This window comes from Cellulomonas endometrii, assembly GCF_949769265.1.
In the GTDB taxonomy this organism is placed as follows: Bacteria; Actinomycetota; Actinomycetes; order Actinomycetales; family Cellulomonadaceae; genus Cellulomonas; species Cellulomonas endometrii.
In genome coordinates this window covers 196766-220372 of sequence record NZ_CATKPC010000004.1, presented here as the reverse complement: position 1 = coordinate 220372, position 23607 = coordinate 196766, and the positions used below count along the sequence as shown (strand labels likewise).

The 23607-nt window shown below is 75.6% G+C and carries 20 protein-coding genes and 1 pseudogene; 13 read left to right on the top strand and 8 right to left on the bottom strand.

Annotated features, from left to right (window positions below):
• Nucleotides 1-51: 51 nt before the first annotated feature.
• The 3 genes from pgsA (at nucleotide 52) to QNH85_RS06890 (ending at nucleotide 1681) form a co-directional block, all read left to right on the top strand.
• The gene (gene pgsA / locus QNH85_RS06900; protein WP_282945506.1) at nucleotides 52-633 is read left to right on the top strand and encodes a CDP-diacylglycerol--glycerol-3-phosphate 3-phosphatidyltransferase; all 582 of its coding nucleotides are present in this window, start codon (nucleotides 52-54) and stop codon (nucleotides 631-633) included.
• Nucleotides 630-1172, top strand: coding sequence for a CinA family protein (locus QNH85_RS06895; protein ID WP_282945459.1), 543 nt, complete (start codon nucleotides 630-632; stop codon nucleotides 1170-1172). The genes pgsA and QNH85_RS06895 overlap by 4 nt, the downstream gene beginning before the upstream one ends.
• Before the next feature lie 170 nt (nucleotides 1173-1342).
• Nucleotides 1343-1681, top strand: a complete 339-nt coding sequence (locus QNH85_RS06890; protein WP_282945458.1) for a helix-turn-helix domain-containing protein — start codon at nucleotides 1343-1345, stop codon at nucleotides 1679-1681.
• A gap of 135 nt (nucleotides 1682-1816) precedes the next feature.
• Here QNH85_RS06890 and QNH85_RS06885 read toward each other — a convergent pair whose 3' ends face one another.
• Together QNH85_RS06885 and QNH85_RS06880 are read right to left on the bottom strand one after the other, a co-directional pair.
• On the bottom strand, nucleotides 1817-2632 hold the full coding sequence (locus QNH85_RS06885) for a DNA-formamidopyrimidine glycosylase family protein (protein WP_282945457.1): 816 nt from the start codon (nucleotides 2630-2632) through the stop codon (nucleotides 1817-1819).
• Nucleotides 2633-2638: 6 nt separating this feature from the next.
• A pseudogene (locus QNH85_RS06880) lies at nucleotides 2639-7706 on the bottom strand (Lhr family helicase).
• A 126-nt stretch (nucleotides 7707-7832) separates the two neighbouring features.
• Here QNH85_RS06880 and QNH85_RS06875 point away from each other — a divergent pair.
• The 9 genes from QNH85_RS06875 to rny all read left to right on the top strand — a co-directional run bounded on the left by QNH85_RS06875 (nucleotide 7833) and on the right by rny (nucleotide 17247).
• Complete coding sequence (locus tag QNH85_RS06875) at nucleotides 7833-8327, top strand: hypothetical protein (protein WP_282945456.1); 495 nt, start codon at nucleotides 7833-7835, stop codon at nucleotides 8325-8327.
• Between the two features lie 309 nt (nucleotides 8328-8636).
• On the top strand, nucleotides 8637-8858 hold the full coding sequence (locus QNH85_RS20000; RefSeq protein WP_428830366.1) for a type II toxin-antitoxin system HicA family toxin: 222 nt from the start codon (nucleotides 8637-8639) through the stop codon (nucleotides 8856-8858).
• Complete coding sequence (locus tag QNH85_RS06870; RefSeq protein ID WP_282945455.1) at nucleotides 8851-9450, top strand: hypothetical protein; 600 nt, start codon at nucleotides 8851-8853, stop codon at nucleotides 9448-9450. The genes QNH85_RS20000 and QNH85_RS06870 overlap by 8 nt, the downstream gene beginning before the upstream one ends.
• A 213-nt stretch (nucleotides 9451-9663) precedes the next feature.
• The gene (locus tag QNH85_RS06865) at nucleotides 9664-9897 is read left to right on the top strand and encodes a DUF3046 domain-containing protein (protein WP_213280872.1); all 234 of its coding nucleotides are present in this window, start codon (nucleotides 9664-9666) and stop codon (nucleotides 9895-9897) included.
• Between the two features lie 42 nt (nucleotides 9898-9939).
• On the top strand, nucleotides 9940-12099 hold the full coding sequence (locus tag QNH85_RS06860; protein WP_282945454.1) for an alkaline phosphatase family protein: 2160 nt from the start codon (nucleotides 9940-9942) through the stop codon (nucleotides 12097-12099).
• Nucleotides 12096-12923, top strand: a complete 828-nt coding sequence (locus tag QNH85_RS06855) for an MBL fold metallo-hydrolase (protein WP_282945453.1) — start codon at nucleotides 12096-12098, stop codon at nucleotides 12921-12923. The genes QNH85_RS06860 and QNH85_RS06855 overlap by 4 nt, the downstream gene beginning before the upstream one ends.
• A 255-nt stretch (nucleotides 12924-13178) precedes the next feature.
• Nucleotides 13179-14219 (top strand): recombinase RecA, encoded by a 1041-nt coding sequence (gene recA / locus QNH85_RS06850; protein ID WP_213280875.1) that lies wholly within the window; start codon nucleotides 13179-13181, stop codon nucleotides 14217-14219.
• Entirely contained in the window at nucleotides 14219-15409 is a 1191-nt protein-coding gene (locus tag QNH85_RS19930) for a RecX family transcriptional regulator (RefSeq protein WP_346016296.1), read from the top strand. The genes recA and QNH85_RS19930 overlap by 1 nt, the downstream gene beginning before the upstream one ends.
• 245 nt (nucleotides 15410-15654) lie before the next feature.
• Nucleotides 15655-17247, top strand: a complete 1593-nt coding sequence (gene rny, locus QNH85_RS06840) for a ribonuclease Y (RefSeq protein WP_282945452.1) — start codon at nucleotides 15655-15657, stop codon at nucleotides 17245-17247.
• A gap of 18 nt (nucleotides 17248-17265) precedes the next feature.
• On the opposite strand, the gene QNH85_RS06835 is transcribed toward rny, so the two are convergent.
• The 4 genes from QNH85_RS06835 to QNH85_RS06820 form a co-directional block, all read right to left on the bottom strand.
• On the bottom strand, nucleotides 17266-18171 hold the full coding sequence (locus QNH85_RS06835) for an amino acid ABC transporter permease (RefSeq protein ID WP_282945451.1): 906 nt from the start codon (nucleotides 18169-18171) through the stop codon (nucleotides 17266-17268).
• Nucleotides 18172-18223: 52 nt separating this feature from the next.
• Nucleotides 18224-18874: an amino acid ABC transporter permease gene (locus QNH85_RS06830; protein ID WP_282945450.1), complete on the bottom strand. Its 651-nt coding sequence runs from the start codon at nucleotides 18872-18874 to the stop codon at nucleotides 18224-18226.
• Nucleotides 18875-18937: 63 nt separating this feature from the next.
• A complete protein-coding gene (locus tag QNH85_RS06825) occupies nucleotides 18938-19816 on the bottom strand; it encodes a glutamate ABC transporter substrate-binding protein (protein ID WP_282945449.1) in 879 nt (292 codons plus the stop codon).
• Nucleotides 19817-19878: 62 nt separating this feature from the next.
• A complete protein-coding gene (locus QNH85_RS06820; protein WP_282945448.1) occupies nucleotides 19879-20658 on the bottom strand; it encodes an amino acid ABC transporter ATP-binding protein in 780 nt (259 codons plus the stop codon).
• Between the two features lie 159 nt (nucleotides 20659-20817).
• On the opposite strand from QNH85_RS06820, the gene miaB reads away from it, so the two are divergent.
• Nucleotides 20818-22416: a tRNA (N6-isopentenyl adenosine(37)-C2)-methylthiotransferase MiaB gene (gene miaB / locus QNH85_RS06815; RefSeq protein ID WP_282945447.1), complete on the top strand. Its 1599-nt coding sequence runs from the start codon at nucleotides 20818-20820 to the stop codon at nucleotides 22414-22416.
• A 16-nt stretch (nucleotides 22417-22432) separates the two neighbouring features.
• Here the strand turns inward: miaB and QNH85_RS06810 are convergent, their stop codons facing one another.
• Both QNH85_RS06810 and QNH85_RS06805 read right to left on the bottom strand, forming a co-directional pair.
• Nucleotides 22433-22942, bottom strand: coding sequence for a type III secretion system chaperone family protein (locus tag QNH85_RS06810; RefSeq protein WP_249668981.1), 510 nt, complete (start codon nucleotides 22940-22942; stop codon nucleotides 22433-22435).
• Complete coding sequence (locus QNH85_RS06805) at nucleotides 22939-23514, bottom strand: type III secretion system chaperone family protein (RefSeq protein WP_213280887.1); 576 nt, start codon at nucleotides 23512-23514, stop codon at nucleotides 22939-22941. Before QNH85_RS06805 ends, QNH85_RS06810 begins: the two co-directional genes overlap by 4 nt.
• Nucleotides 23515-23607 lie beyond the last annotated feature (93 nt).

The following is a 23607-nucleotide window of genomic DNA, read 5'->3' as shown; positions in this document are numbered from 1 at the left end:
GTTCCGCGCACCGCCTGCCCGTAGGCTGTGGGGGTGAGCCGCCCTTCGCCGATGAACGTCGCGAACCTCGTGACGGTGCTGCGCATCGCCGTCGTGCCGTTCTTCGCCTGGGCGCTGCTGATGGAGGGCGGCGACGACGTCGCCTGGCGGCTGGTCGCGACGGGCATCTTCGCCCTCGCGGCGGCGACCGACCGGCTCGACGGCTACCTGGCCCGGCGGCTCGGCCTGGTCACGGACCTCGGGAAGCTGCTCGACCCGATCGCCGACAAGGCCCTGATCGGCACCGCGCTCGTGGGGCTGTCGCTGCTCGGCGACCTCAGCTGGTGGGTGACCGGGGCGATCCTGGTGCGCGAGATCGGCATCACGATCATGCGGTTCTTCCTGCTGCGGTACCTGGTGCTGCCGGCCTCGCGCGGCGGCAAGATCAAGACCGTGCTCCAGTCCCTCGCCGTCGGGCTGTTCCTGCTGCCGCTCGACCACCTGCCGGTGGCCGTCCTCGTCGTGGCGAGCGTGCTCATGGGCGCCGCCGTGGTCGTCACCCTCGTGACGGGCCTGGACTACGTGCGGACCGCCGTGCGGGTGCACCGCGAGCACGTCGCCGGCACCGCGGACCCGGTGCCGTCGCCGCGGTGACGGAGACCGGTGCGGGCAGCGTCGCGGCGGAGCTGCTGGCGGCGCTGGAGGACCGCGGCTGGACCGTCGCGACCGCCGAGTCGCTCACCGGCGGGCTCGTGGCCGCCACCCTGGTCGACGTCCCCGGGGCGTCCCGCTCCCTGCGCGGGGGCGTCGTCGCCTACGCCACCGACGTGAAGGGCTCCGTGCTCGGGGTCGACGCGGGGCTGCTCGCCGAGCACGGCGCGGTGCACCCGGAGGTCGCCCGGCAGCTCGCGGAGCGGGTGCGCGGCGTCATGGGCGCCGACGTCGGCCTGGGGACCACCGGGGTCGCCGGCCCGGACCCCCAGGACGGTCGGCCGCCGGGCACGGTGCACGTCGCCGTCGCGACACCCGACGGGACCCTCGTGCGCACCCTCGCGCTCACGGGCGACCGGGCGGCCATCCGCGCCGCGACCTGCGCGGCCGTGCTGCGCGAGGCGCTGGAGGCCGTGCGCGGCGACCACGACGCCGGCGCCCCGGGAACACGGCGGGGCCCCGGCGCGTTGGGAAGATCGTGATGAACAGCAGGCCGTCCACCCGTCCAGGCGCTGCCCGTCGGGGCAGTGACATGTACGGTGGGAGCCTCCCCGAGCGGGGCCACAAGGGTGCCGCACTCGTCCGGACCGTCCCTGCGGGCGGACCGGCCGTGCGGCAGGAGCAGGATCGGGACTCGAGAGGGGGACGCCAGATGGTCGTATTGCGCCGAGAGATCGGTGACGTGCTGCGGGACGCCCGCCAGCGGCAGGGTCGCACCCTGCGCGAGGTGTCCTCCGCCGCCCGCGTGTCGCTGGGCTACCTCAGCGAGGTCGAGCGCGGTCAGAAGGAGGCGTCGTCGGAGCTGCTCGCGAGCATCTGCGACGCGCTGAACACGCCGATGTCGCTCGTCCTCCGCGAGGTCAGCGACCGCATCGCGGTGGCCGAGGGGCTGCTGATCCCGGACACGGTCCCGGTCGACCTCGCGTCGGCCCTCACCGGCCCGGACAGCCCCTGGAACCGCCGTCGCCCGGAGCTCACCCCGATCGGCTGATCCGCTCGCCGGTCCCACCCGAGCACCGTCCACGCCCGGTCTGCCCGCCCTCGCCGGCGGAGCAGGCCGGGCGTCGGCGTGCCCGGGGGGCGGAGGCAGGCCCGCGCCCCGCCGACGGCCGCCGCCGACGCCGGGTCAGGCGGGTGGCGCTCCCTCCGGCGGTCGCTGGCAGACGCCGCAGAAGTACGCCGGCCGTTCCGTGGGAGGCGTCCCCGCGAGGCCTCGCCGGATCGGCGCGCCGCACCGGCGGCACGGCTCGCGCAGCCGACCGTGCACCCACGTCGTGCGGCCGCGGTACGTCTCCCCGGTGGTCGAGGGCGTGGACGTGCCCACCGACCGGAGCATGATCGCCCGGGCCACGCGGAGCAGCCGCCCGGCGTCGGGGACCTCGTCGGCCGGCGTCCACGGCCAGATCCGCTCCAGGAACAGCGAGTCGGCCATGTAGATGGTGCCGATGCCCGCGACGACCGTCTGGTCCAGCAGCACCTCGCAGACCGGGGTCGCGCCGCGGGCGGCCCACCGGAGCAGCGCCTCGGGCAGCCCCGCGGTCTCGAAGTCGTCCGCGAGCAGGTCCGGCCCGAGGTGCCCGACGAGCGTGTGCTCGTCGCGGGTGGGCACCACGTCCAGCATCCCGATCAGCTCGCCGACCGCCGTCCAGGTGCTGTTGGCCAGCACCGCGCGGACCGCCGGGTTCGCGGCGCGCGCACCGGGGGAGCCGGTGCGGGCGATCCGCCAGGACCCGTCCATCCGCAGGTGGGTGTGCAGCGTCCGGCCGTCGTCGAACCGGGTGAGCAGGTGCTTGCCGTAGGACGCCGTGCCGAGCACGGTCCGGCCGACCAGGTCGACGGTGGCGGCCGTCGGCCAGCGCAGGTCCGCGCGGACCAGCTCCCGGCCGACGAGCGCCTGGTCCAGGCGGGTGGCGGTGCGCCGCAGGATGTCGCCCTCAGGCACCGGCGGTCACCGCGCACCCCGCAGCCGCATGCCCCGCGGTGTCGGCGCGAAGCCCACCAGGGTGAGCGCCCGGCCCAGCGCGGTGGTCTCCACGCCGCCGGACAGCAGCTCCTCGCCGTCCCCGCGCACCAGCGTCACGCGCCCGAGCCGCCCCTCCCGCACCGCGTCGGCGAGCCGGTCGGCGGCGAGGCGCAGGACGGTCTCGTCGTCGCTGAACGTGAGCACGGTCCGTCCGCCCCGCTCCAGGTAGAGGGCCAGCTCGCCGTCGACGAGCACCACGACCGACCCCGCCTTCCGCCCGGGGCGGTGGCCCGTGGCGGCGTCGGCGCGCACCGGCCAGCCGAGCGCGGCGCCGTACGGGTTCGCGGGGTCGGTCGCGGCGAGCAGCACCACGGAGCGGTCGGCGTCCGCGGGCACGGACTGCTCCGCGATCCGCTCGAGCTGCCGGGCGTCGGCGCGCAGCTGGTCCACCGCCCCGGGCAGCGCGAACTGGGAGCCGCCGAGGTGCTCCACGAAGTACCCGCGCCGCACCTGCCCCGCCTGCTCCAGCGCCGCGAGCACCCGGTACACGGCCGCGAACTGGTTCGAGACGCCCTCGGCGGGCGCCACCGCCCGGGTGAGGACGCCGTGCCGGTCGAGCAGCTGCGCGGCGAGGGCGTGCGCGCGGCGCGTGGGGTCGGGCTCACGGGTCGCGGAGCAGGACGGCCCAGCGCCCGCCCGCCTCGCCGCCGACCGCCACCCCTGCGGCGCCGCCCAGCCCGGTCCCGCCCAGCCCGGCGCCGCCCAGCCCGGTGCCGCGGAGCCCGAGGCCCGCGCCCCGCAGCCCGCGGGTCCCGTAGCGGCCCGTCGTCAGGGCCCGGGCGCGCGGCGGTGCCGACGAGGCCGTCCGGTGCGCCGTCCGCCCGCCGGCCAGCCGGGCGCGCAGCGGTGCCAGGCCGTCGTTGGTGACGAGGCCGGCCCACACGAGGTCCCAGAGCGCCTCGACGAGCGCCGCCTGGGACGGCGGGGTCTCCAGCTGCTCCGCGACCCGTGAGCCGAGGGCCCCGAGGAAGTACGCGCCGCCGCCGCGCAGGGCGTCCACCAGGGCGCGGTGCAGCGGTGTGTCGAGGTGCTCGGCCGGGGTGACCTCCTCGCCGGGCGGGGCGAGCAGCGGGAGGGTGAGGTCCGCGGTCGCCGCCAGGTGCAGGCTGACGAGCCCGTCCTTGCCGGGCAGGGTCCCGTGCCCGGCCCACAGCACCTCGCCGGCCGAGGTCAGCTCGTCGAGCAGGGCCGGGGTGTAGTCCGGCACGCGCGCGGGCAGCACGAGCGACTCCAGGGCGGACGCCGGCACCACGGCCCCGGCGAGCTGCTCGACCGCGCGCGCCAGCCCGTCGAGGCCCCGCAGCGCGCCCGGCCCGGGCCGGCCGGTGGCGTGCTGCCACGCGGGCAGGAAGCGGCCGAGCGCGACCTGCGGCACCGGCTCGACCTCCGAGCGCAGCGCGGCGAGCGACCGGCGGCGCAGCGTCCGCAGCACGTCCGCGTCGCAGTACTCGTCACCGACCCCGCCGAGCGCGTCGGGCCGCAGCCGGCCCTGCACCACCACGCCGGCGCGCTCGAGCGGCCGCAGCGCGGACTGCACCACCGCGGTGCCCAGGCCGAACCGCGCGGCGGCCTGCGCGGCGGTGAACGGCCCGTGCGTGCGGGCGTGCCGGCGCAGCAGGTCGCCCAGGGGGTCGGGCAGCACCTCGGTGAACACCTCCGGCACGCCCACCGGCAGGGCCACCCCGAGCGCGTCGCGCAGCCTGCCGGCGTCCTCGACGGCCGCCCACTGCTCGGCCTCGGCGGGCTGCACGCCGGAGATCCGGACGCGGATCAGCCGCCGCGCGTGCTCCAGGTCGGCGAGCCAGCCCGCGACCTCGCCCCGCACCTCCTCGCGGGTGCGGGCCTCGACGCCGGGGAGCGGCAGGGGGCCGTGCCGGCGCACGACGTCCGCGACCTGCTCCGCCGTCCGGGCCTGCCGGTCCGGGTCGGTCGCCGTGAGCTCGGCCTCGGTGCGGAGCACGGCGTCGGGGTCCAGCAGGTCCGCGATCTGCGACCCGCCGCCCCCGCCCAGCAGCTCGTCGAGCAGCGTGGGGTCCAGGGTCAGGGCGGCGGCGCGGCGCTCGGCCAGGGGCGCGTCCCCGTCGTACAGGAACTGCGCGGTGTAGCCGAACAGCAGGGACTGCGCGAACGGCGACGGCCGCGTCGTGGTGACCTCGACCACGCGGACCCGGCCGGCCGACACGTCCCGCATCAGCTCGATCAGGGCGTCGATGTCGAAGTCGTCCTGCAGGCACTCGCGCACGGCCTCGAGCAGGATCGGGAAGTCGGGGTACCGCGACGCGACGCTCAGCAGCTGCGCGGACCGCTGCCGCTGCTGCCACAGCGGCTGGCGCCGGTCGGGGCGCCGGCGGGGGAGCAGCAGCGCGCGGGCGGCGGCCTCGCGGAACCGCGCGCTGAACATCGCGGAGCCCCCGAGCTCCGCGCGGACCGCCTCGGCGACCTCCTCCGGCTCGATGAGCAGGTCGGCCGCGTCGACCGGGGCGGTCTCGGGCGCGCCGCCGCCGGCCGGTGAGCCGTCCGCGGACCACGCGTCCGGGGCGGACCAGCCGAGCAGGTCCCCGATCGGGTCGGAGGCCGCGGCCAGCATGTCCGGCAGCCGCAGGACGATGCCGTCGTCGGCGTGCAGGGCCGCCGCGTCGACGCCGAACCGCTCGCGCAGCCGGGCGCCGAGCACCAGCGCCCACGGCGCGTGCACGCGGGCGCCGAGCGGGGAGTGCACGACCACGCGCCAGTCGCCGAGCTCGTCGCGGAACCGCTCGACCACGACCGTGACGTCGCTCGGCAGCACGCCGGTGGCCTCGCGCTGCTCGCGGAGGTAGCCGAGCAGGTTGTCCGCTGCCCAGTCGTCGAGGCCCGCCTCGCGCACCCGCGCCCGCGCCTCCCCGTCGGGCAGGTCCGTGACCTCGCGGGCCCAGGCGCCCATCGCGCGGCCGAGCGACGCGGGCCGCCCCTGGGAGTCGCCCTTCCAGAACGGCAGCCGCCCCGGGACGCCCGGGGCCGGGGTGACGAGCACGCGGTCGGGGGTGATGTCCTCGATCCGCCACGTGCTGGAGCCGAGCGTGAACGTGTCCCCGACGCGGGACTCGTAGACCATCTCCTCGTCGAGCTCGCCCACGCGCTTGCCGCCGCGGGTCCGGCCCCCCGAGCGCTCCGCGTCGACCGGCACGTCCGCGGTCTCGGCGCCCGTGGCGAGGAACACGCCGTACAGGCCGCGGTCCGGGATCGTGCCGCCGCTCGTCACCGCCAGCCGCAGGGCACCGGGGCGGGCGCTGAGCACGTCGGTCGCGCGGTCCCACACGATCCGTGGCCGCAGCTCGGCGAACTCCTCGCTCGGGTAGCGGCCCGCCAGCATGTCGAGCACCGCCCGCAGCGTCGCGTCCCCGAGGGTCGCGAAGGGGGCGGACCGCCGGACCACCGCGGCCAGCTCGGCGACGGTCCAGTCCTCGGTGGCGACCATGGCGACGACCTGCTGCGCGAGCACGTCGAGCGGGTTCGCGGGCACGGACACCGGCTCGATCTGCCCGGCGCGCATCCGCAGCGCCGTCACGGCCGCGGGCACGAGGTCGCCGCGGAACGTCGGGAACACGACGCCGTGCGAGACCGCGCCGACCTGGTGCCCGGCGCGCCCGATGCGCTGCAGGCCGCTCGCGGCCGACGGCGGCGCGCCGACCTGCACGACCAGGTCCACCGCGCCCATGTCGATGCCGAGCTCGAGCGAGCTGGTCGCGACGACCGCCGGCAGCCGGCCGGCCTTCAGCTCGGACTCGGTGCGGGTGCGCTCCGCGCGGCTCATGGACCCGTGGTGGGCGCGGGCGATGATCGTGTCCGCGTCCCGGGCGTCGACGCCCACGGCAGTGCCGGACTGCGCGGTGACCTGCGCCGCCCAGAGCGTGCCGGGGTCGGGGACGTCCTCGCCCTGCCGCTCGGCCCACACCTCGTTCATCCGGGCGGTCAGCCGCTCGGCGCCGCGCCGGGAGTTGGTGAACACGAGGGTCGAGCGGTGCTCGGCCACGAGGTCGACGACCCGCTCCTCGACGTGCGGCCAGATGGACGGCCGCGTGCCGCCGGAGCCGGCGGCCTGGCCGGTGAGGTCGGCCTCGCCGGGGGCGAGCGGGGGCAGGTCCGCGTCCTTCGCCCGGGGCGCGCGGGTACCCGACCCGTCGTCGGGCAGCGGCGCGCCCAGGTCGGTGAGGTCCGGCACGGGCACGACCACGTCCACCTGGATGACCTTGGTCGACGGCGGCTGCACGACGACGACCTCGCGGCCGCCGTCCGCCGGCGCGCGCCCGCCCGCGAGGAACGCGGCCACCCGGTCGACCGGGGTCACGGTCGCCGACAGCCCCACCCGCTGGGCCGGACCCGGGCCGCCCGGGCGGTCGAGGAGCGCGTCGAGCCGCTCCAGCGAGACGGCCAGGTGCGCGCCGCGCTTGGTCCCCGCGACGGCGTGGATCTCGTCCAGGATCACGGTCTGCACGCCCGCGAGCCCGGCGCGGGCGCCCGAGGTCAGCACGAGGAACAGGGACTCCGGCGTCGTGATGAGGATGTCCGGCGGCTTCGTGGCGAACGCGCGCCGCTCGTTCGGCGGGGTGTCGCCGGTCCGCACGCCCACCCGCACGTCCGGGAGCGTCAGCCCGCGCCGGGTCGCCGCCTGCCGCACGCCCACGAGCGGGGAGCGCAGGTTGCGCTCCACGTCGGTCGCGAGCGCCTTCAGGGGCGAGACGTACAGGACCCGGCAGCGCTCGACCGGGTCGGCGGCCTCGTCCACCGGCTCGGCGGCGATCCGGTCCAGCGCCCACAGGAACGCCGCGAGGGTCTTGCCGGATCCCGTCGGGGCCACCACCAGCGCGTGCCGCCCGGTCGAGACCGCGTCCCACGCCCCCGCCTGCGCGGCCGTCGGCTCGGCGAACGCACCGCGGAACCAGTCCTGGGTCGACTCGGAGAACCGGCCGAGCACGTCGTCGGCGCTCCGGTCGGGCTCGGGGGGTGGTGTCACCGCGCCATTCTGTCCCCCGGCACCGACACCCGCGTGCCGGGCGCCTGGTCAGGGCGGCACCCGCTCACCGGGACGCCTGCGCCCGGAGCGCCTGCGGCCGGGGCGCCGGCCCTGCCATGATCGAGCATGCCGATCGACGAGGTGACCCAGGCCGCCGTCCACGCGCTGTGGGAGGCCGGGGCGCGGCACGGCCGGCCGCCGGCGCCCGTGCCGGAGGCGGACCCGTGGGACGCCGCCGACGTCGACGGGTCCGCGGACGCCCTCGACTCCGCGCGCGGCCGGGTCTCGGTGCTGTTCGACGGCGCGCCCGCGCTCGCGGTGCACCTGCATCGCGACGGCCGCGACACCGTGCGGGTGGAGGACGTGGTCGACCTGGAGGTGCCGCGCCGCGACGTGGTCGCGGTGGTCGACGCGCTGCTGGCGGGCCGGGCGCGCCGCCGTGCCACGGTGCGCGGGCTGTGGGGCAACCTGCTCGGCGTCCTGCTGAGCAACCCGGCGCCGTCGGACCTGGTCGTGCGCGTCGGCGGGGACGACGGCACGGCGCCGCGCGAGTACACCGGACCCGTGCTGCTCGCGGTGCCGCTCAGCGGCTGGCTCATGTCGCTGCGGGCGCCGGACTGACGGCGCAACCCGCACCGGCAGCGTCGTCGTGGTCATGAGGCGTGGACGAGGCTCCCAGGGTTCCAAATTCAGGGGAGGCGGGGAGCGTCGTCAGTGGTTTCCCCTACCGTGACTGTGCGGACATGATGGTGGCCGCCATGGGTGCCGACCAGTCTGTCGAGATCCTTGTTCTCCGAGCGACTAGGGGCAGCGGCACACGCGGCTCGTGACGATGAGGGCTGGATCACCACGATGAAACGGGCGCGTGAGGAGTCGCCGACATGAGCGCGGACCAAGCCGCATGACGCCACGGACGCCCGGTTACCCTCGATGAAGGCGCGGCGGCTTCGCACGCTCCTCGAGCGGAACCTTGGATACCGCACCGTGCGGTCGACCGGTTCGCACCGAACGATGCGGTCACCGGGAAGACCGACACTCACGTTCGCGTTTCATGAGGGAGACACAGTCGGCGGGCACCTTGTGCGCAACGTGCTTGTGAAGCAGGTAGGACTGACTGATGATGAGGCCAGGGAGGTGGTCCGCGGTGCCTGACACGGTGCATCTCATCGTGACGTTCGACGACGGTTGCATCTGGGCGGAGTCACCACAGCTGCCCGGGTTCGTCATGGCCCGTCCTACTCAGACCGAGTTTCTGAGGGACTACAAGCGTGTCCTCGGCGAGCTCGGCGTTCGACAGGTCGTGGGTCACAGCCAGCATCTGTACGAGACACCAGAGGGCATCGAGTACGCCCTGCGCTTCCGTGACGGCGTCGGCAGCGGCGAACGGGCCGCCCTGGCGAATGGAGTCCAGCGGATGCTGGCGACTGACGCTCGAGACGAGTTCCTGGCGGACAGCCGTACGGACGCCTCCGGTGTCGTCGTGATCGTATGCGCCCGCACCATCGACCAGCTCGGCGACATCTTCGAGGAGATCGACCAACGAGGCGAGACCATCGTCCTTGCCGCACCATGGGGCGCTGACATGGTCTGGACGACTCAGCTCGCTCATGGAGATCTCGCGGACAACCCTGGATGGATCTCTCTCGAGCAGTACGGTCTGAGTCACGAGAGCACGGTCGGGCAGCTGATCGCTGCGCTGGGCGACCCGTCCGCCGCCAAGAACCGCGTGTTGCTCGCGGTCTGAGGCGGCTCCTGCCCCTTCAGGCTTGGCTGTCCAGCGCGGTCGAGCTTCGGACCCTGGTGTCCACGAAGCGCGGCTCTCGGAGCGCTCTGGGCCAACTGTCGGCGCTGAGGGCCCTTGAATCGCGGGCATCGGACGGAAGTCGGTTTGAGGTCGCGCGTATGGGCACCGCGTCTCAACCGCCGAGCTCCGCGTCATCAGGTCAGGAGGATGAAAGTGCGCTACCGCGAGTTCTGGCAGCTCGTCGACGAGGTGCTGGGCAGCGCCCACGGCCGCGCCCTGGTCCGCGAGCTCGTGCTGCCCGCGCTCGGCGACCGGACCCCCGAGCAGGCGCTGGACGCCGGGGTGGAGCCCCGGGACGTGTGGCACGCCCTGTGCGACGAGCTCGACATCCCCGACCCGCAGCGGTGGGGGTCGGACCGCCACCGGCAGGCGCCCCCGCACCGCTGACGGCCCTGCCGCCCGCGCGCGGTCGCGTGGGAGGCTGACCTCGTGCCCGACGTCCCGCGCAGCCCCGGCCGCTGGTCGGTCACGCTCAGCGACGTCGGCGACGCGCTCCTCGGGCTGGTCACGACCGCGCTGGGGATGGGGTTCGCGATCGCCGTGGTCGACGGGGTGCACGCGACCAACCCCGGCTCGGTGCTCGTCGCCGCGGCCTGCGTCGCGGTCGGCGACCTCGTGCTGCGGCCGTCGCTGCGCGTGCTGGCGCGCGTGGGCGGCGCGATGGGCGCCCTCGTCGCCGGGCTGGGCGCGCAGGTGCTCGTCGCGTGGCTGGCGCTGACCCGCGTGCCGGGCCTCGAGGCGGTCAACCCGTGGGCGGTCGTGCAGGTGCTGGTCATCACCGCGTGCGTGATGGCGGTCGGCCGCTGGGTGTGGGGCGCGTCGGACTCCGACTACGTCGTCGGTGACGTGCTGCGGCGGGCGCGCTCGCACGCGCGCCGCGCGGGCGAGGGCGGTGGCGCGGTCCCGGACGAGCGGCCGCCGGGCCTGCTGGTCGTGCAGCTCGACGGGGTCGGTGCCGCGGTGCTGGCGCAGGCGGTCGACGCCGGGCTGGTGCCGACCATCGCGCGGTGGGTCGAGTCCGGGTCGCACCGCTCGCGGACGTGGTGGGCGCAGGCCCCGTCGACGACGCCCGCCAGCCAGGCCGGCCTGCTGCACGGCGCCGCGGACTCCATCCCGTCCTTCCGGTGGTGGGACCGCGAGACCGGGCGGCTGGTCGTCACCAACCACCCGGACGACGCGGCCCTGGTCGAGCGCCGGATGTCCGACGGGAGGGGGCTGCTCGCCGACGGGGGAGCGGCCGTCGCCACGATGTTCTCCGGGGACGCCGAGCGGCAGCTGCTCGTGATGAGCCAGGCCCGGCGCGGCATCGGGCCCGGCACGTCGTACCTGCGGTTCTTCGCCAGCCCGTTCGTGCTGGCCCGCGCCATCACCCTCACGTGCGGGGAGATGGTCAAGGAGCTGTACCAGGGCCGCCGGCAGCGGGTGCGGGACGTGCGCCCGCGCGTCCCCCGGCGCGGCTGGTACGTGGTGCTGCGCGGCGTGACCAACGTGCTGCTGCGGGACCTGGCGACGTCCCTGGTGGCCGAGCAGCTGGTCCGCGGCGCCCCGGTCGTCTTCGTGGACCTGGTCGACTACGACGAGATCGCGCACCACGCAGGCCCGACCCGGCCGGAGTCGCTGCGGGCGCTGGAGGGCCTGGACCGCGTGCTCGACACCCTCGTGCGGGTCGCCGAGGCGGCGCCCCGCGACTACCGCGTCGTCGTGCTGTCCGACCACGGGCAGTCGCTCGGGGAGACCTTCGCGCAGCGCACCGGCCGCGAGCTGGTCGACGTGGTGCGGCACCTCATGGCCGAGCCCGGCGTCGACGCGGTGCAGGCGGCGACGGACGAGGAGTGGGGCCCGCTCAACGCGTTCCTCAGCAGCGCGGCCGCGCGGCGCGGCGAGGACCGCGCGCCCGGTCGCCCGTCGATGGTGCTCGGACCGCACGGCCGGGACCGGCGCGAGGACCCCGACGGCTCCACGCCGTCCACGGGCGACGAGCCGCCGGACGTCGCGGTGGCCGGCTCCGGCAACCTCGGCATGGTCTGGTTCCCGCGGGCGGGGCGGCGGCTCGTGCTGGAGGAGGTGGAGCAGCGCTGGCCCGGGCTGGTGCGCGGGCTCGCGGCGACGCCCGGCGTGGGGCTCGTGCTCGTCGACACCGCCGCCCGCGGCCTCATGGCGATCGGCCCGGGCGGCGTCGCGTGGCTCGAGGTCGACGGGTCGGACGGGGCGCAGCCGGTGGACGGGGCCGACCCCGTCGCCCGGTACGGGTCGATGGCCGCCGGCGACCTGCGGCGGCTCGGCCGTCTCGAGCACGTCGGCGACCTGGTGCTGCTGTCGGACGTGACGCCCGGCGGGCACGTGCACGCGTTCGAGGGCCAGGTCGGCTCCCACGGCGGGCTCGGCGGCCCGCAGAACCTCGCGGTGCTGCTGCACCCGGCGGACCTGCCGCTCGACGACGACCTGCTCGACGCGGTCGGCGGGGAGCGGATGCATGTCGGCGCCGACCGGGTGCACGAGCAGCTGCTGCGCTGGTCGGCCACGCTGGGGCTCCGGCCCGGGGCGGCGCGGCGCGCGGCGCAGGACGCCGTCGGGGACGGCGCGCCGTGACGGCGGGCGACCCGACGGGCGCGGGCGCGACGGTGCGCTGGCTGGGCCACGCGACGGTCGTGCTCGACGTCGGGGGCGCCCGGGTGGTGACCGACCCGCTGCTGCGCCCGCACGCGGGGCTGCTCCGCCGCCGCACCGAGCCGCCCCGCCGGGAGGACTGGGCCGGTGCGGGCGCGGTGCTGGTCTCGCACCTGCACCACGACCACGCGGAGCTCGGCTCCCTGCGGCTGCTGGGGGGCTCGCCCGTGCTCGCCGGCCGGTCGAACGCCCACTGGCTGGCGCGCCACGGCGTCCCGGGCACGGTGGGCCTGGCCGCCGACGAGTGGTGGACGGTGCCCGGCACGGCCGTCCGGGTGCGTCCCGTGCGCGCCGACCACGGGCACCGGCCCATGCCGCACCGGCCGAACGGCACGCACGGGTTCCTGGTCGTCGCGCCGGGCTTGCGGGTGTGGTTCGCCGGGGACACCGCGCCGTACCCCCAGATGCGCCGGCTCCCGGACCTGGCGGGCGGGCCGATCGACCTGGCGCTGGTGCCGGTCGGGGGCTGGGGGCCGCGGCTGTCCGGCGGGCACATGGACGCGCACCAGGCCGCGGCGGTGTGCGAGCAGCTCGGGGTGCGGTGGGCGGTCCCGGTGCACTGGGGGACGCTGCACCCGCCGGCGTCCCGGCGGCTGCCACCGGGGTGGATGGACCGCGCCGGGCCGGCGTTCGCCCGCGCGCTCGCGCGGCGCGGGAGGGTCGAGCCGCTGCTGCTCGCCCCGGGGGAGGCGGTCCACCTGGGCGACGCCGTCGAGCGGCTGGGCGGCGCGGTCCCGGCGTCGTAGGGGCGGTCCCACGCCGGCGACGCGCCGGCGTGTCGGTCCAGCCCGGTCGAACATGTGTTCGGCTAGAGTGGTTCTCGGTGACGCGCCGCGAGGTCGGCGCGGCCCGCGAGACGTCCACAGGTGGGGCGTCGGGTGCGGGTCGTGGACGGCTCCGGGGTGCATGTCGGTGGTCGGGCATAGCGTCACCGCACGACACGGAGACCAGCCCCCGCAGGCGCAGCGCGACGCTGCACGAGACGCACGAGGTGGAACATCATGCCCGCTCCCCAGGACCGCGAGAAGGCCCTCGAGGCCGCCCTCAGCCAGATCGACCGTCAGTTCGGCAAGGGCTCGATCATGCGCCTCGGCGACGACGGCCGTGCCCCCGTCGAGGTCATCCCGACCGGGTCCGTCGCCCTCGACGTCGCGCTCGGCATCGGCGGGCTGCCACGGGGCCGCGTCGTCGAGATCTACGGCCCGGAGTCCTCCGGCAAGACGACCGTCGCCCTGCACGCCGTGGCGAACGCCCAGCGCGCCGGTGGCATCGCCGCGTTCATCGACGCGGAGCACGCGCTCGACCCCGACTACGCCAAGAAGCTCGGCGTGGACACCGACGCGCTGCTCGTGTCCCAGCCGGACACCGGTGAGCAGGCGCTCGAGATCATGGACATGCTGATCCGCTCCGGCGCGATCGACATCGTCGTCATCGACTCCGTCGCGGCCCTGGTGCCGAAGGCGGAGATCGAGGGGGAGATGGGCGACAGCCACGTCGGTCTCCAGGCGCGCCTCATGTCCCAGGCGCTCCGCAAGATCACCGGCGCGCTCAACGCGTCGGGCACCACCGCGATCTTCATCAACCAGCTGCGCGAGAAGATCGGCGTGTTCTTCGGCTCGCCCGAGACCACCACCGGTGGCAAGGCGCTCAAGTTCTACGCGTCGGTCCGCATGGACATCCGACGCATCGAGACGCTCAAGGAGGGCACGGACGCCGTCGGCAACCGGACCCGCGTCAAGATCGTCAAGAACAAGATGGCCCCGCCGTTCAAGCAGGCCGAGTTCGACATCCTGTACGGCGTGGGGATCTCCCGTGAGGGCGGCCTCATCGACATGGGCGTCGAGCACGGGTTCATCCGCAAGTCCGGCTCGTGGTTCACCTACGAGGGCGACCAGCTCGGCCAGGGCAAGGAGAACGCCCGCGGCTTCCTGCGGGACAACCCGGACCTGGCGGTGGAGATCGAGAAGAAGATCCTCGAGAAGCTCGGCATCGGTGCCAAGGTCGACGCGCCCGCCGGCGCGGAGGTGAAGGTCGACTTCTGATGTCGACCGAGCACGACCCGACCGGGGACGGGCGGGGGTCCCGGGGCGCGCGGCGCTCCGGGGACCTCGTGCCGTCCCCGGCGGCGCAGCCGGACGGATCAGCCTGGGCGGTGCCGGACGCGGCGGACTCGGCGTGGGAGGACGCGCCGGACGGCGGGCTGGCGGCGTGGGACGAGTCGGCCCTGGCGAGCGGTTCCGCGTGGGACGCGTCGGCCGGGCCGGGCGGTTCCGTGTGGGACGACGACGCTCCTGCCCCCGCGTCCGTCTGGGACGAGGCGCCGACCCCCGGGCCGGAGCGCAGGCGCACGGTGCGGGAGCGCAGGGACCCGGGGCCGTCGGCGCACGCGCCGGTGCCGACCCCGGCGCCTGCGGACGTCGCCCCGGCCCGGGAGACGTCGGAGGGCACCTCGACGGTGTCTGACTCGACGGTGCCGGACCAGGTCGCCGCGATCGCGGAGCGGCTGGCCGCGATCACGGGATCGTCGAGCAGCGCCCCGGGCGGGACGGGCGACCCCGACGACGCCGGTCCGGCGACCTCGCGGCAGCGCGGACGGTCGGCGGGACGCGGGTACGGCGGCGGTGCGGCCCGGCGGACCGGTGGCGGCCGTCGGCGTGCCCCGGCCGGCGAGCCCCCGGAGTCGGGCGCCGCGAGCACGGACGCCGAGCCGGACCCCGAGTCGGTGGCCCGGTCCATCGCGCTCCGTCAGCTCACCGCCGCCCCCCGCAGCCGCGCCCAGCTCGCCGAGGCGATGGCGAGGCGCGACGTCCCCGAGGACGTGGCCGACCGGGTGCTCGACCGGTTCACCGAGGTCGGCCTCGTGGACGACGTCGCCTACGCCGAGATGCTCGTGCGCAGCCGGCACGCCGAGCGCGGCCTGTCCCGCCGCGCGCTCGCGATGGAGCTGCGCCGCAAGGGCGTGGACGACGGCATCGCGCACGAGGCCCTGAGCCAGGTCGACGACGCCGACGAGGAGCAGGCCGCCCGCGCGCTCGCGCGCAAGAAGCTCCGCTCCACCCGGGGCCTGGACCGCGAGGTCCGGCTGCGGCGCGCGTACGGCGCGCTCGGCCGCAAGGGCTACGGCGGCTCGCTGGTGTCCCGCGTGGTCCGGGAGGAGCTCGCGGCCGAGGGTGCCGCGGACGACGACGCCGACGACGGAGGCGGCTGGCGGGCCTCGGGCGTCGACGACTGACCCGCCACGCCTCGCGCGGTCGCGCGCGTGACGGCCCGCGCTCTCGCGCGCGTGACGGCCGGCCGGACCCGCCGGGACGTCACGCTCCCCGGGACGGCGCCGCCCGTGGTGAACAATGGACGTCTCGCGCCGCTGGTCACGGGTGCCGGCCGCGGCCGGTCCCGTCCCGCCGGGCGCCGCGCGAGCCCGCCGCCGCGGACCCGCCCGGCCGCCGGGCGCAGCACCACCGATCAGGAGTGTGACCCATGCAGGACGTCGCGATCGTCGTCGGACTGCTCGCCGCGTGCCTGGTCGCGCTCATCCTCGTCCTGCTCGCCCGGCGGGAGGCCGCCGCCGTCCGGCAGCAGGCGCTGGAGGACGTGCAGTCGATCCGTGACGAGGCCCGCGCCGCGCTCGTCGACGCGCAGCGCCGGGAGGCCCGCGCCGTCGAGCGGGAGGAGAGCGCCGCGGTCGCCGAGCGCACCGCGACCGAGCGCGAGCGCGCCGCCCGCGCGGCCGAGGACGCCGCGGCCGAGCTCCGGCGCCGGGCCGCCGAGGAGACCGCCGCCGCGGCGGGCGCAGCCGCGGAGCGCACCTCGGCCGCGGAGCGCGCCGCGTCCGAGACGGTCGCCGCCGCCGAGCGCCGTGCCGCCGAGGCCCTCGCCGCCGCGGAGCGGACCGCCGTGGAGCGCGTCGCCGCCGCCGACCGGGAGGCCGTCGAGCGGCTCGAGGCCACCTCGGGGCTCACCGCCGCGGAGGCCCGCGCGGAGCTCCTGCGCCAGCTCACCGCGGAGGCCACCACCGCGGCGACCGCGTCCGTCCGCCGCATCGAGGCGCAGGCCCGCCGCACCGCCGAGGCGCGGGCGCGCCGGGTGCTCGCCACCGCGGTGCACCGGACGGCGGTCGCGACCAGCAGCCAGAGCACCGTGACGGTCCTGCCGCTGCCCTCGGACGAGATGAAGGGCCGGATCATCGGCAAGGAGGGCCGCAACATCCGGCTCTTCGAGGCCCTCACCGGTGTCAACGTGCTGGTCGACGAGGCGCCCGACTCCGTGGTGCTGTCGTGCTTCGACGCCGACCGCCGGGAGGTCGCGCGGGTGGCGCTCGAGGCCCTGATGGCCGACGGGCGGATCAACCCGCAGCGGATCGAGGCGGCGTACGCGGAGGCGCTCGCCGGGGCGGACGACCGCGCCGACGAGGCGGGGCACGACGCCGCCGAGCGGGCCGGCGTGCGGGGGCTCGACGAGCAGCTCGTGCGGGTGCTCGGGCGGCTGCGGCTGCGGACGTCGTTCGGGCAGAACGTGCTGGAGCACCTGGTGGAGTCGGCGCTGCTCGCCGCGCAGGTCGCCGCCGAGCTCGGGGCGGACGTCGAGGTCGCCCGGCGCGCCGCGCTGCTGCACGACATCGGCAAGGCGCTCACGGGCGAGGTCCCCGGCACCCACGCCCAGGTGGGCGCGGCGCTGGCCGCCCGGCACGGGGAGTCCGCCGTGGTGGTCAACGGCATCGCCGCGCACCACGACGAGGTCCCCGCGGAGACCGTCGAGGCGGTGCTCGTCCAGGTCGCCGACGCCATGTCCGCCGCCCGGCCGGGCGCGCGCCGGGAGGACGTCGACCAGCACGTCGAGCGGCTGGAGCAGCTCGAGGAGCTCGTCGCGGGCCACGCCGGCGTGCGGCGGGCGCTCGCGATGGCGGCGGGCCGGGAGATGCGGGTGGTCGTCGAGCCCTCGCAGGTGCCCGACACCGACCTCGGCCGGCTGGCGGTCGAGATCGCCCGGCACATCGAGCACGACCTGTCCTACCCGGGCGAGATCAAGGTGACGGTCGTCCGCGAGGTGCGCGCGAGCGCGACCGCGGGCTGACCGCCGGGTCCGGGACCGTCAGACCGGTCCCGCCCCGCCGGCGCCGGCCGCGAAGCCCCCGTACCCGCCGCCAGCCGATCCGGCCGGGAGCGTCGGGTCGACCGTGAGCTTCCCGGCGGTGCGGGTGCTGCGGCCCTGCAGCCAGACGGCGAGCCGGGTGAGCGACAGGTTCACCACGAGGTAGATGCCCGCGCCGAGCACGAACAGCGCCACGTAGTACGTGTTGCCGAAGTACTGGGCGTTGTTCTGCATCGCCTTGAGCAGCTCCGGGTAGCCGACGATGAAGCCGAGCGAGGAGTCCTTGAGCAGCACGACCATCTGCGCGATCAGGCTCGGGAGCATGGTCCGCACCGCCTGGGGCAGCAGCACGAGCCGCAGCGTCTGCGCGCGGGACAGCCCGATGGCGTAGGCGGCCTCGGCCTGCCCGCGGGGCAGCGACGCCAGCCCGGCGCGCAGGATCTCCGCGATGATCGCCATGTTGTAGACGGTGAGGCCGAACACGACGGAGCCGAACGCGTCCCAGCCGAACCCGAGCAGCGCGAACAGCATCATGAGCAGCACGGGCAGCCCGCGGAACAGCTCGATGACGGCGGTCGCGGGCAGCCGCAGCCACCGGTACCGCGTGGTCCGCCAGACGGCCAGGACGATGCCGAGCAGCAGCGCGAGCGGGGCGGCCACGGCGGCGGCGCGCAGGGTGGCGCCGAGCCCGCGGACCACCATGGAGCGCCAGACGTCCTCGGCGGACTGGTTCTTCGGCGGGTCGTACAGGACGTCCCACCGGTCGGCGCCGAACAGGCCGCGCTGGTCGGCGTACCGGAAAGCGAGGGCGAGCAGCACGATGATCAGCAGGCCGCCGACGATCGAGCCGATCCGCTCGCGGCGCCGGGCGACGGGTCCGGGCTGGTCGTACAGGACGGAGCTCATCTCGGGGTCCCCTCGGGCTCGTGAGCGCAGCGAACGAGGTCGTGGGGTGGGATCATCGGGCGAACGCCACCTTCCGCTCGAGGACCCCGGCCAGGTAGCCGGCGGGGACGGTGATGACCAGGTAGAACAGCCCGACGCCGGCGAGCGCCAGCGTCGCCTCGCCGGGGTTCGCCAGGGCGATCCGGCGGCCGGAGGCGAGCAGCTCGACGACCGCGAAGCCGGCGGCGACCGAGGTGTTCTTGGTCAGGGCGATGAGCACGTTGATCAGCGGGGGGATGACCGACCGCACGGCCTGCGGCAGCACCACGAGGCTGAGGGTCTGCCCGAACGTCAGGCCGATCGCGCGCGCCGCCTCGGCCTGCCCGACGGGCACGCCGTTGACGCCCGAGCGCACGGCCTCGCAGACGAACGCCGACGTGTAGGCGGACAGCGCGATCACGGCGGTCCAGAACCCGAGGGGCGGCAGGACGCCGAACTGCGGGGCGACGAACACCAGGAAGAAGAACACGAGCGTGAGCGGGGTGTTGCGCAGCACCTCGACCCAGAGCACCGCGAGCGCGCGCAGCGGGGCGACGGGGGAGACCCGCATCGCGGCGAGCACGGTGCCCACGACCAGGGCGATCGCCCCGGACAGGGCAGCGAGGCGCAGGGTGACGAGGAAGCCGCTCCAGTAGGCCGGCAGGTTGTCGGCGATCAGGTCCACGCAGGGTCCTCCACGAGAGGGTGCGGCGCCCGGCCCGCGGGTGCGGGCCGGGCGCCGGTGAGGTCAGTACCGGTCGACGGCGGGCGGCTCGGGCGTCGGCAGGACGGTGCCCGCGGTCGCCTCCCACGCCTCGGTCCAGCTGCCGTCCTCGAAGCTGGCCTCCAGGACGTCGTTGATCCACATCCGGAAGTCGGTGTCGTCGAGGGCGAGCCCGATGCCGTAGGGCTCCTCGGTGAACGGCTCGCCGCGCACCTCGAAGGTCGGGTCGTCGGCCGCGAAGCCCGCGAGGATCACGTTGTCCGTGCTCATCGCGTCGACCTGCCCGCCGCGCAGCGGCTCCAGGCAGTCGGAGTACGCACCGAAGGGCACGACCTCGGTGTCGGGGAAGTTCTCCAGCAGGTTCGCCTCGGGCGTCGAGCCGCTGACGGTGCAGACCTTCTTGCCCGCCAGGTCGTCCGGGCCCTGGATGTCCTCGTTGTCGGCGAGCGTGAGGATCGACTGCCCGGCCTCGTAGTACGGGCCCGCGAACGACACGACCTCCTTGCGGGCGTCGTTGATCGTGTAGGTCGCGATGACGAGGTCGACCTGGCCGGACTCGATGAAGGACTCGCGGTTCGCGGAGATGGTCTCCGTCCACTTGATGCCGTCCTCCGGGATGCCGAGCGCGCCGGCGATGATCTTGCCGATCTCGACGTCGAAGCCCTCCGGCGTGCCGTCCGGCCCGACGAGGCCGAACAGCGGCTGGTCGAACTTCGTGCCGATCGTGATGGAGCCGGCCTCGGCGAGCTCCGCCATGGTCGAGCCCTCGGGGAAGTCGGCCGCCTCCACCTCGGAGACCTCCGGGCTGGCGCCCTCGTCGGCGTCGTCCGAGCCGCCGCAGGCGGTCAGGGTGAGGAGGGCGGCTGCGGCGAGGGCGATCGGTCCAGCGGTGCGGGTTCTCATCGGGAGCTCCTTGCGTCGCGTGTCGGATGCGTGTCGTGTCGTGTCGTGCGGCTGGGTGCGGCTCAGTGGGTGAGGATCTTCGACAGGAAGTCCCGGGCGCGCTCGCTGCGCGGTGCGGTGAAGAAGGTCTCGGGGTCGGCCTCCTCGACGATGGCCCCGCCGTCCATGAACACCACGCGGTCCGCGGCGCGGCGGGCGAAGCCCATCTCGTGCGTGACGACGACCATCGTCATCCCCTCGGCGGCCAGCGCGACCATGACGTCGAGGACCTCGTTGATCATCTCGGGGTCCAGGGCCGAGGTCGGCTCGTCGAACAGCATGACCTTGGGCTCCATGGCGAGCGCCCGGGCGATGGCGACGCGCTGCTGCTGGCCGCCGGAGAGCTGCGCGGGCAGCTTGTCGGCCTGGCTCGCGACGCCGACGCGCTCCAGGAGGGCCATCGCGCGCTCCTTCGCCGGGGCGGCGCCCAGGCGCCGGACCTTGCGCAGGCCGAGCGTGACGTTCTGCAGCACGGTGCGGTGCGCGAACAGGTTGAACGACTGGAACACCATGCCGACGTCGGCCCGCAGCTTCGCGAGCGCGCGGCCCTCCGCGGGCAGCGGCACGCCGTCGAGCGTGATGGTGCCGGACTCGATGGTCTCGAGGCGGTTGATGGTCCGGCACAGCGTGGACTTGCCGCTCCCGGACGGGCCGATCACCACGACCACCTCGCCCCGGTGCACGGTCAGGTTCACGCCCTGCAGCACGTGCAGGGCGCCGAAGTGCTTGTTGACGTGGTCGAGGACGACGAGGGGCTCGCCGCTGTGGGAGGGGCGGGCCGGGGCCGGGTCGGGCTGTGCCATTCCTGGAACCTATGGGGCGCTTGTTAACTGCGCCACCCCTTCAGGTCACAGATGAGAAACGTCTCGGTCATGTCCGGGTCGTCCCGATGTCACTACGGCCGGACAGGCTGACGCACGCACGGACGGACGCGCGGATACGCGGACGTACCCTTGTCGGCGATGAGCACGACGACCACGCCCCCCGCCCGCACCGCGCTCGACGCACCGCCGTCGACGGCGGCGGCACCCGCGCGCACCTACCTGGTGAAGACGCTCGGCTGCCAGATGAACGTGCACGACTCGGAGCACATGGCGGGCATGCTCGAGCAGGCCGGCTACGTCGCCGCGTCGCCCGAGGCGGCGGCGGCCGAGGAGGCCGACGTCATCGTCATCAACACGTGCGCGGTGCGCGAGAACGCGGCCGACAAGCTGTACGGGAACCTCGGGCGCCTGGCCGGCACGAAGCGCGCGCGCCCGGGCATGCAGATCGCCGTCGGCGGCTGCCTCGCGCAGAAGGACCGCTCCGGCATCGTCGAGCGCGCGCCCTGGGTCGACGTCGTGTTCGGGACGCACAACCTCGACGTCCTGCCGGTGCTGCTGGAGCGGGCGCGGCACAACCGCGCGGCCGAGGTCGAGATCGAGGAGTCCCTCAAGGTCTTCCCGTCCACCCTGCCGACGCGCCGCGAGTCCGCCTACGCCGGCTGGGTGTCGATCAGCGTCGGCTGCAACAACACCTGCACGTTCTGCATCGTCCCGCACCTGCGCGGCAAGGAGCGCGACCGGCGGCCCGGCGACGTGCTGGCGGAGGTCGCCGCGCTGGTCGACCAGGGCGCCATCGAGGTGACCCTGCTCGGCCAGAACGTGAACTCCTACGGCGTCGAGTTCGGCGACCGGGGCGCGTTCGCGAAGCTGCTGCGCGCGGCGGGCACGATCCCGGGGCTGGAGCGGCTGCGGTTCACGTCGCCGCACCCCGCGGCGTTCACGGACGACGTCATCGCCGCGATGGCCGAGACGCCCGCGGTGATGCCGAGCCTGCACATGCCGCTGCAGTCGGGCTCGGACCGCGTGCTGCGCGCGATGCGGCGGTCCTACCGGTCGGAGAAGTTCCTCGGGATCCTCGACCGCGTCCGCGCGGCGATGCCGGACGCCGCCATCACGACCGACATCATCGTGGGCTTCCCGGGGGAGACCGAGGAGGACTTCGCCGAGACGCTCCGCGTCGTCGAGGCCTCCCGGTTCTCGTCGGCGTTCACGTTCCAGTACTCGCCGCGCCCGGGCACGCCCGCCGCCGACCTGCCGGACCAGCTGCCCAAGGCCGTCGTGCAGGAGCGGTACGAGCGCCTGATCGCGCTGCAGGACCGCATCGGGCTGGCCGAGGCCCAGCGCCAGGTGGGCCGCACCGTCGAGGTGCTGCTGGCCGAGGGCGAGGGCCGCAAGGACGGCGCGACCCGCCGGCTCTCCGGCCGCGCGGCCGACAACCGCCTGGTGCACCTGGCGCTCCCGGACGGGCTGGCGGAGGCCCCGCGGCCCGGCGACCTGGTCACCGTGGAGATCACGCACGCCGCCCCGCACCACCTGGTCGCGGACTCCGCGGTGCAGGGCGGCACGTTCGCCGTGCGCCGCACCCGGGCGGGCGACGCGTGGGAGCGGGCGCAGGCCGGCGGCGACGACCACGCGCACGGTGGTGCCGGCGACGCGTGCGGCACGGGCGGTGCGGCGGGCGGGCCCGCGGCGCCGGTCCTGCTCGGCCTGCCGACCATCGGCGTCGGCCCCCGCTGAGCCGGCGCCCCCGTCGTCAGATCTGCGGCGGCAGCAGCTGGTCGAACGACGCGAAGCTCTGCACCCCGGTGCCGAGCCCGCAGGAGATCAGCTGGTCCAGCTGCTCGACGGTGACGCCGTGCTCGAGGTCGGTCGACACCTCGCTGTAGACGGCGAGCTCGCCCTCCTCCTCGCGGAGGTAGAGCTTCGGCCAGATGCGCTCGCGGTTCCAGTCGTTCAGGGCCAGCGCGACCGCGCGGCGGCTGTCGACGGGGAGCTGGCGGTGCCAGCGCCCCCGGACCTGCAGGATCTCGTGCTGCTCGCCGAGCAGCAGGAACCAGAACCGGGAGTCGTTCCAGACCCCGGTGAGGTCGCCGTCGTCGTCGACCCGGTAGTGGTAGCCGCGGGCGGACAGCAGAGCCGCGACGCGGTCGCGGGTGAGCGGGGTGGGCTTCGCCTGCGGCGGCACCTTCCGCTCGGGCTGCGCCGCGGCGGGCCGGGTCGCGAGCACGCGGGACAGCCAGCCGGGGGTGCGGGGTTCGGTCACGGGGCCACCGCCGCCGGGTCGGGGTACAGCTCGTCGATCGCGTCGAAGAACGTGCTGGACGTGCTGAGCCCGCAGAACAGGATCTGGCTGAGCTGCGCGTCCGTGGCGCCGTGCTCCAGGTCGGTCGACACCTCGGCGACGACGTGCACCATGCCGTTGTCCCGGACCCGCACGTACGCCTTGGGCCAGATGCGCTCGGCGTTCCACTCGGTGCAGGCGTCGAGCACCTCCTCCAGCCGCTCGATCGTGATCTCCCGGTTCCACTGCCCGCGGACCTGGAGGATCTCCTGCCGGTCCCCGAACAGGAAGAAGTAGAACAACCGGCCGCGCCACAGCCCGCCGAGGTCCCCGTCGTTGTCCACGAAGTAGTGGAAGTCGTTGCGCTCGAACCACTGCACGATCCGCTCGGGCGACAGCGGGGTGGGGCGGCCGTCGTCGACTGCGACGCCGGCGGGCTCGGGGACCGGGCGCAGCCCGCCGCGGCCGGGGTTCGGCGGCACGGGGCCCGCCTGGTTCGCGGTCGCGGGACGGTCGGGCCCGCGGCGCGGCCGGCGGTTCCGGAACAGACCCATGCGCACACCCTACGCGCGGCGCCCGGGGGCGCCAGCGGCCCGCCGGAAGTTCACACATGCGGGGAGCGGGGGCGGCGATGAGGTGCCGCGGCC

Bases quoted from the DNA above. Each gene is read 5' to 3' on its own strand.
- recA (WP_213280875.1), top strand. From the start codon at position 13,179: ATGCCCGCTCCCCAGGACCGCGAGAAGGCCCTCGAGGCCGCCCTCAGC.
- QNH85_RS06805 (WP_213280887.1), bottom strand. From the start codon at position 23,514: ATGGGTCTGTTCCGGAACCGCCGGCCGCGCCGCGGGCCCGACCGTCCC.
- QNH85_RS06875 (WP_282945456.1), top strand. From the start codon at position 7,833: ATGCCGATCGACGAGGTGACCCAGGCCGCCGTCCACGCGCTGTGGGAG.
- QNH85_RS19930 (WP_346016296.1), top strand. From the start codon at position 14,219: ATGTCGACCGAGCACGACCCGACCGGGGACGGGCGGGGGTCCCGGGGC.
- QNH85_RS20000 (WP_428830366.1), top strand. From the start codon at position 8,637: ATGAAGGCGCGGCGGCTTCGCACGCTCCTCGAGCGGAACCTTGGATAC.
- pgsA (WP_282945506.1), top strand. From the start codon at position 52: ATGAACGTCGCGAACCTCGTGACGGTGCTGCGCATCGCCGTCGTGCCG.
- rny (WP_282945452.1), top strand. From the start codon at position 15,655: ATGCAGGACGTCGCGATCGTCGTCGGACTGCTCGCCGCGTGCCTGGTC.
- QNH85_RS06890 (WP_282945458.1), top strand. From the start codon at position 1,343: ATGGTCGTATTGCGCCGAGAGATCGGTGACGTGCTGCGGGACGCCCGC.
- QNH85_RS06835 (WP_282945451.1), bottom strand. From the start codon at position 18,171: ATGAGCTCCGTCCTGTACGACCAGCCCGGACCCGTCGCCCGGCGCCGC.
- QNH85_RS06825 (WP_282945449.1), bottom strand. From the start codon at position 19,816: ATGAGAACCCGCACCGCTGGACCGATCGCCCTCGCCGCAGCCGCCCTC.
- miaB (WP_282945447.1), top strand. From the start codon at position 20,818: ATGAGCACGACGACCACGCCCCCCGCCCGCACCGCGCTCGACGCACCG.
- QNH85_RS06820 (WP_282945448.1), bottom strand. From the start codon at position 20,658: ATGGCACAGCCCGACCCGGCCCCGGCCCGCCCCTCCCACAGCGGCGAG.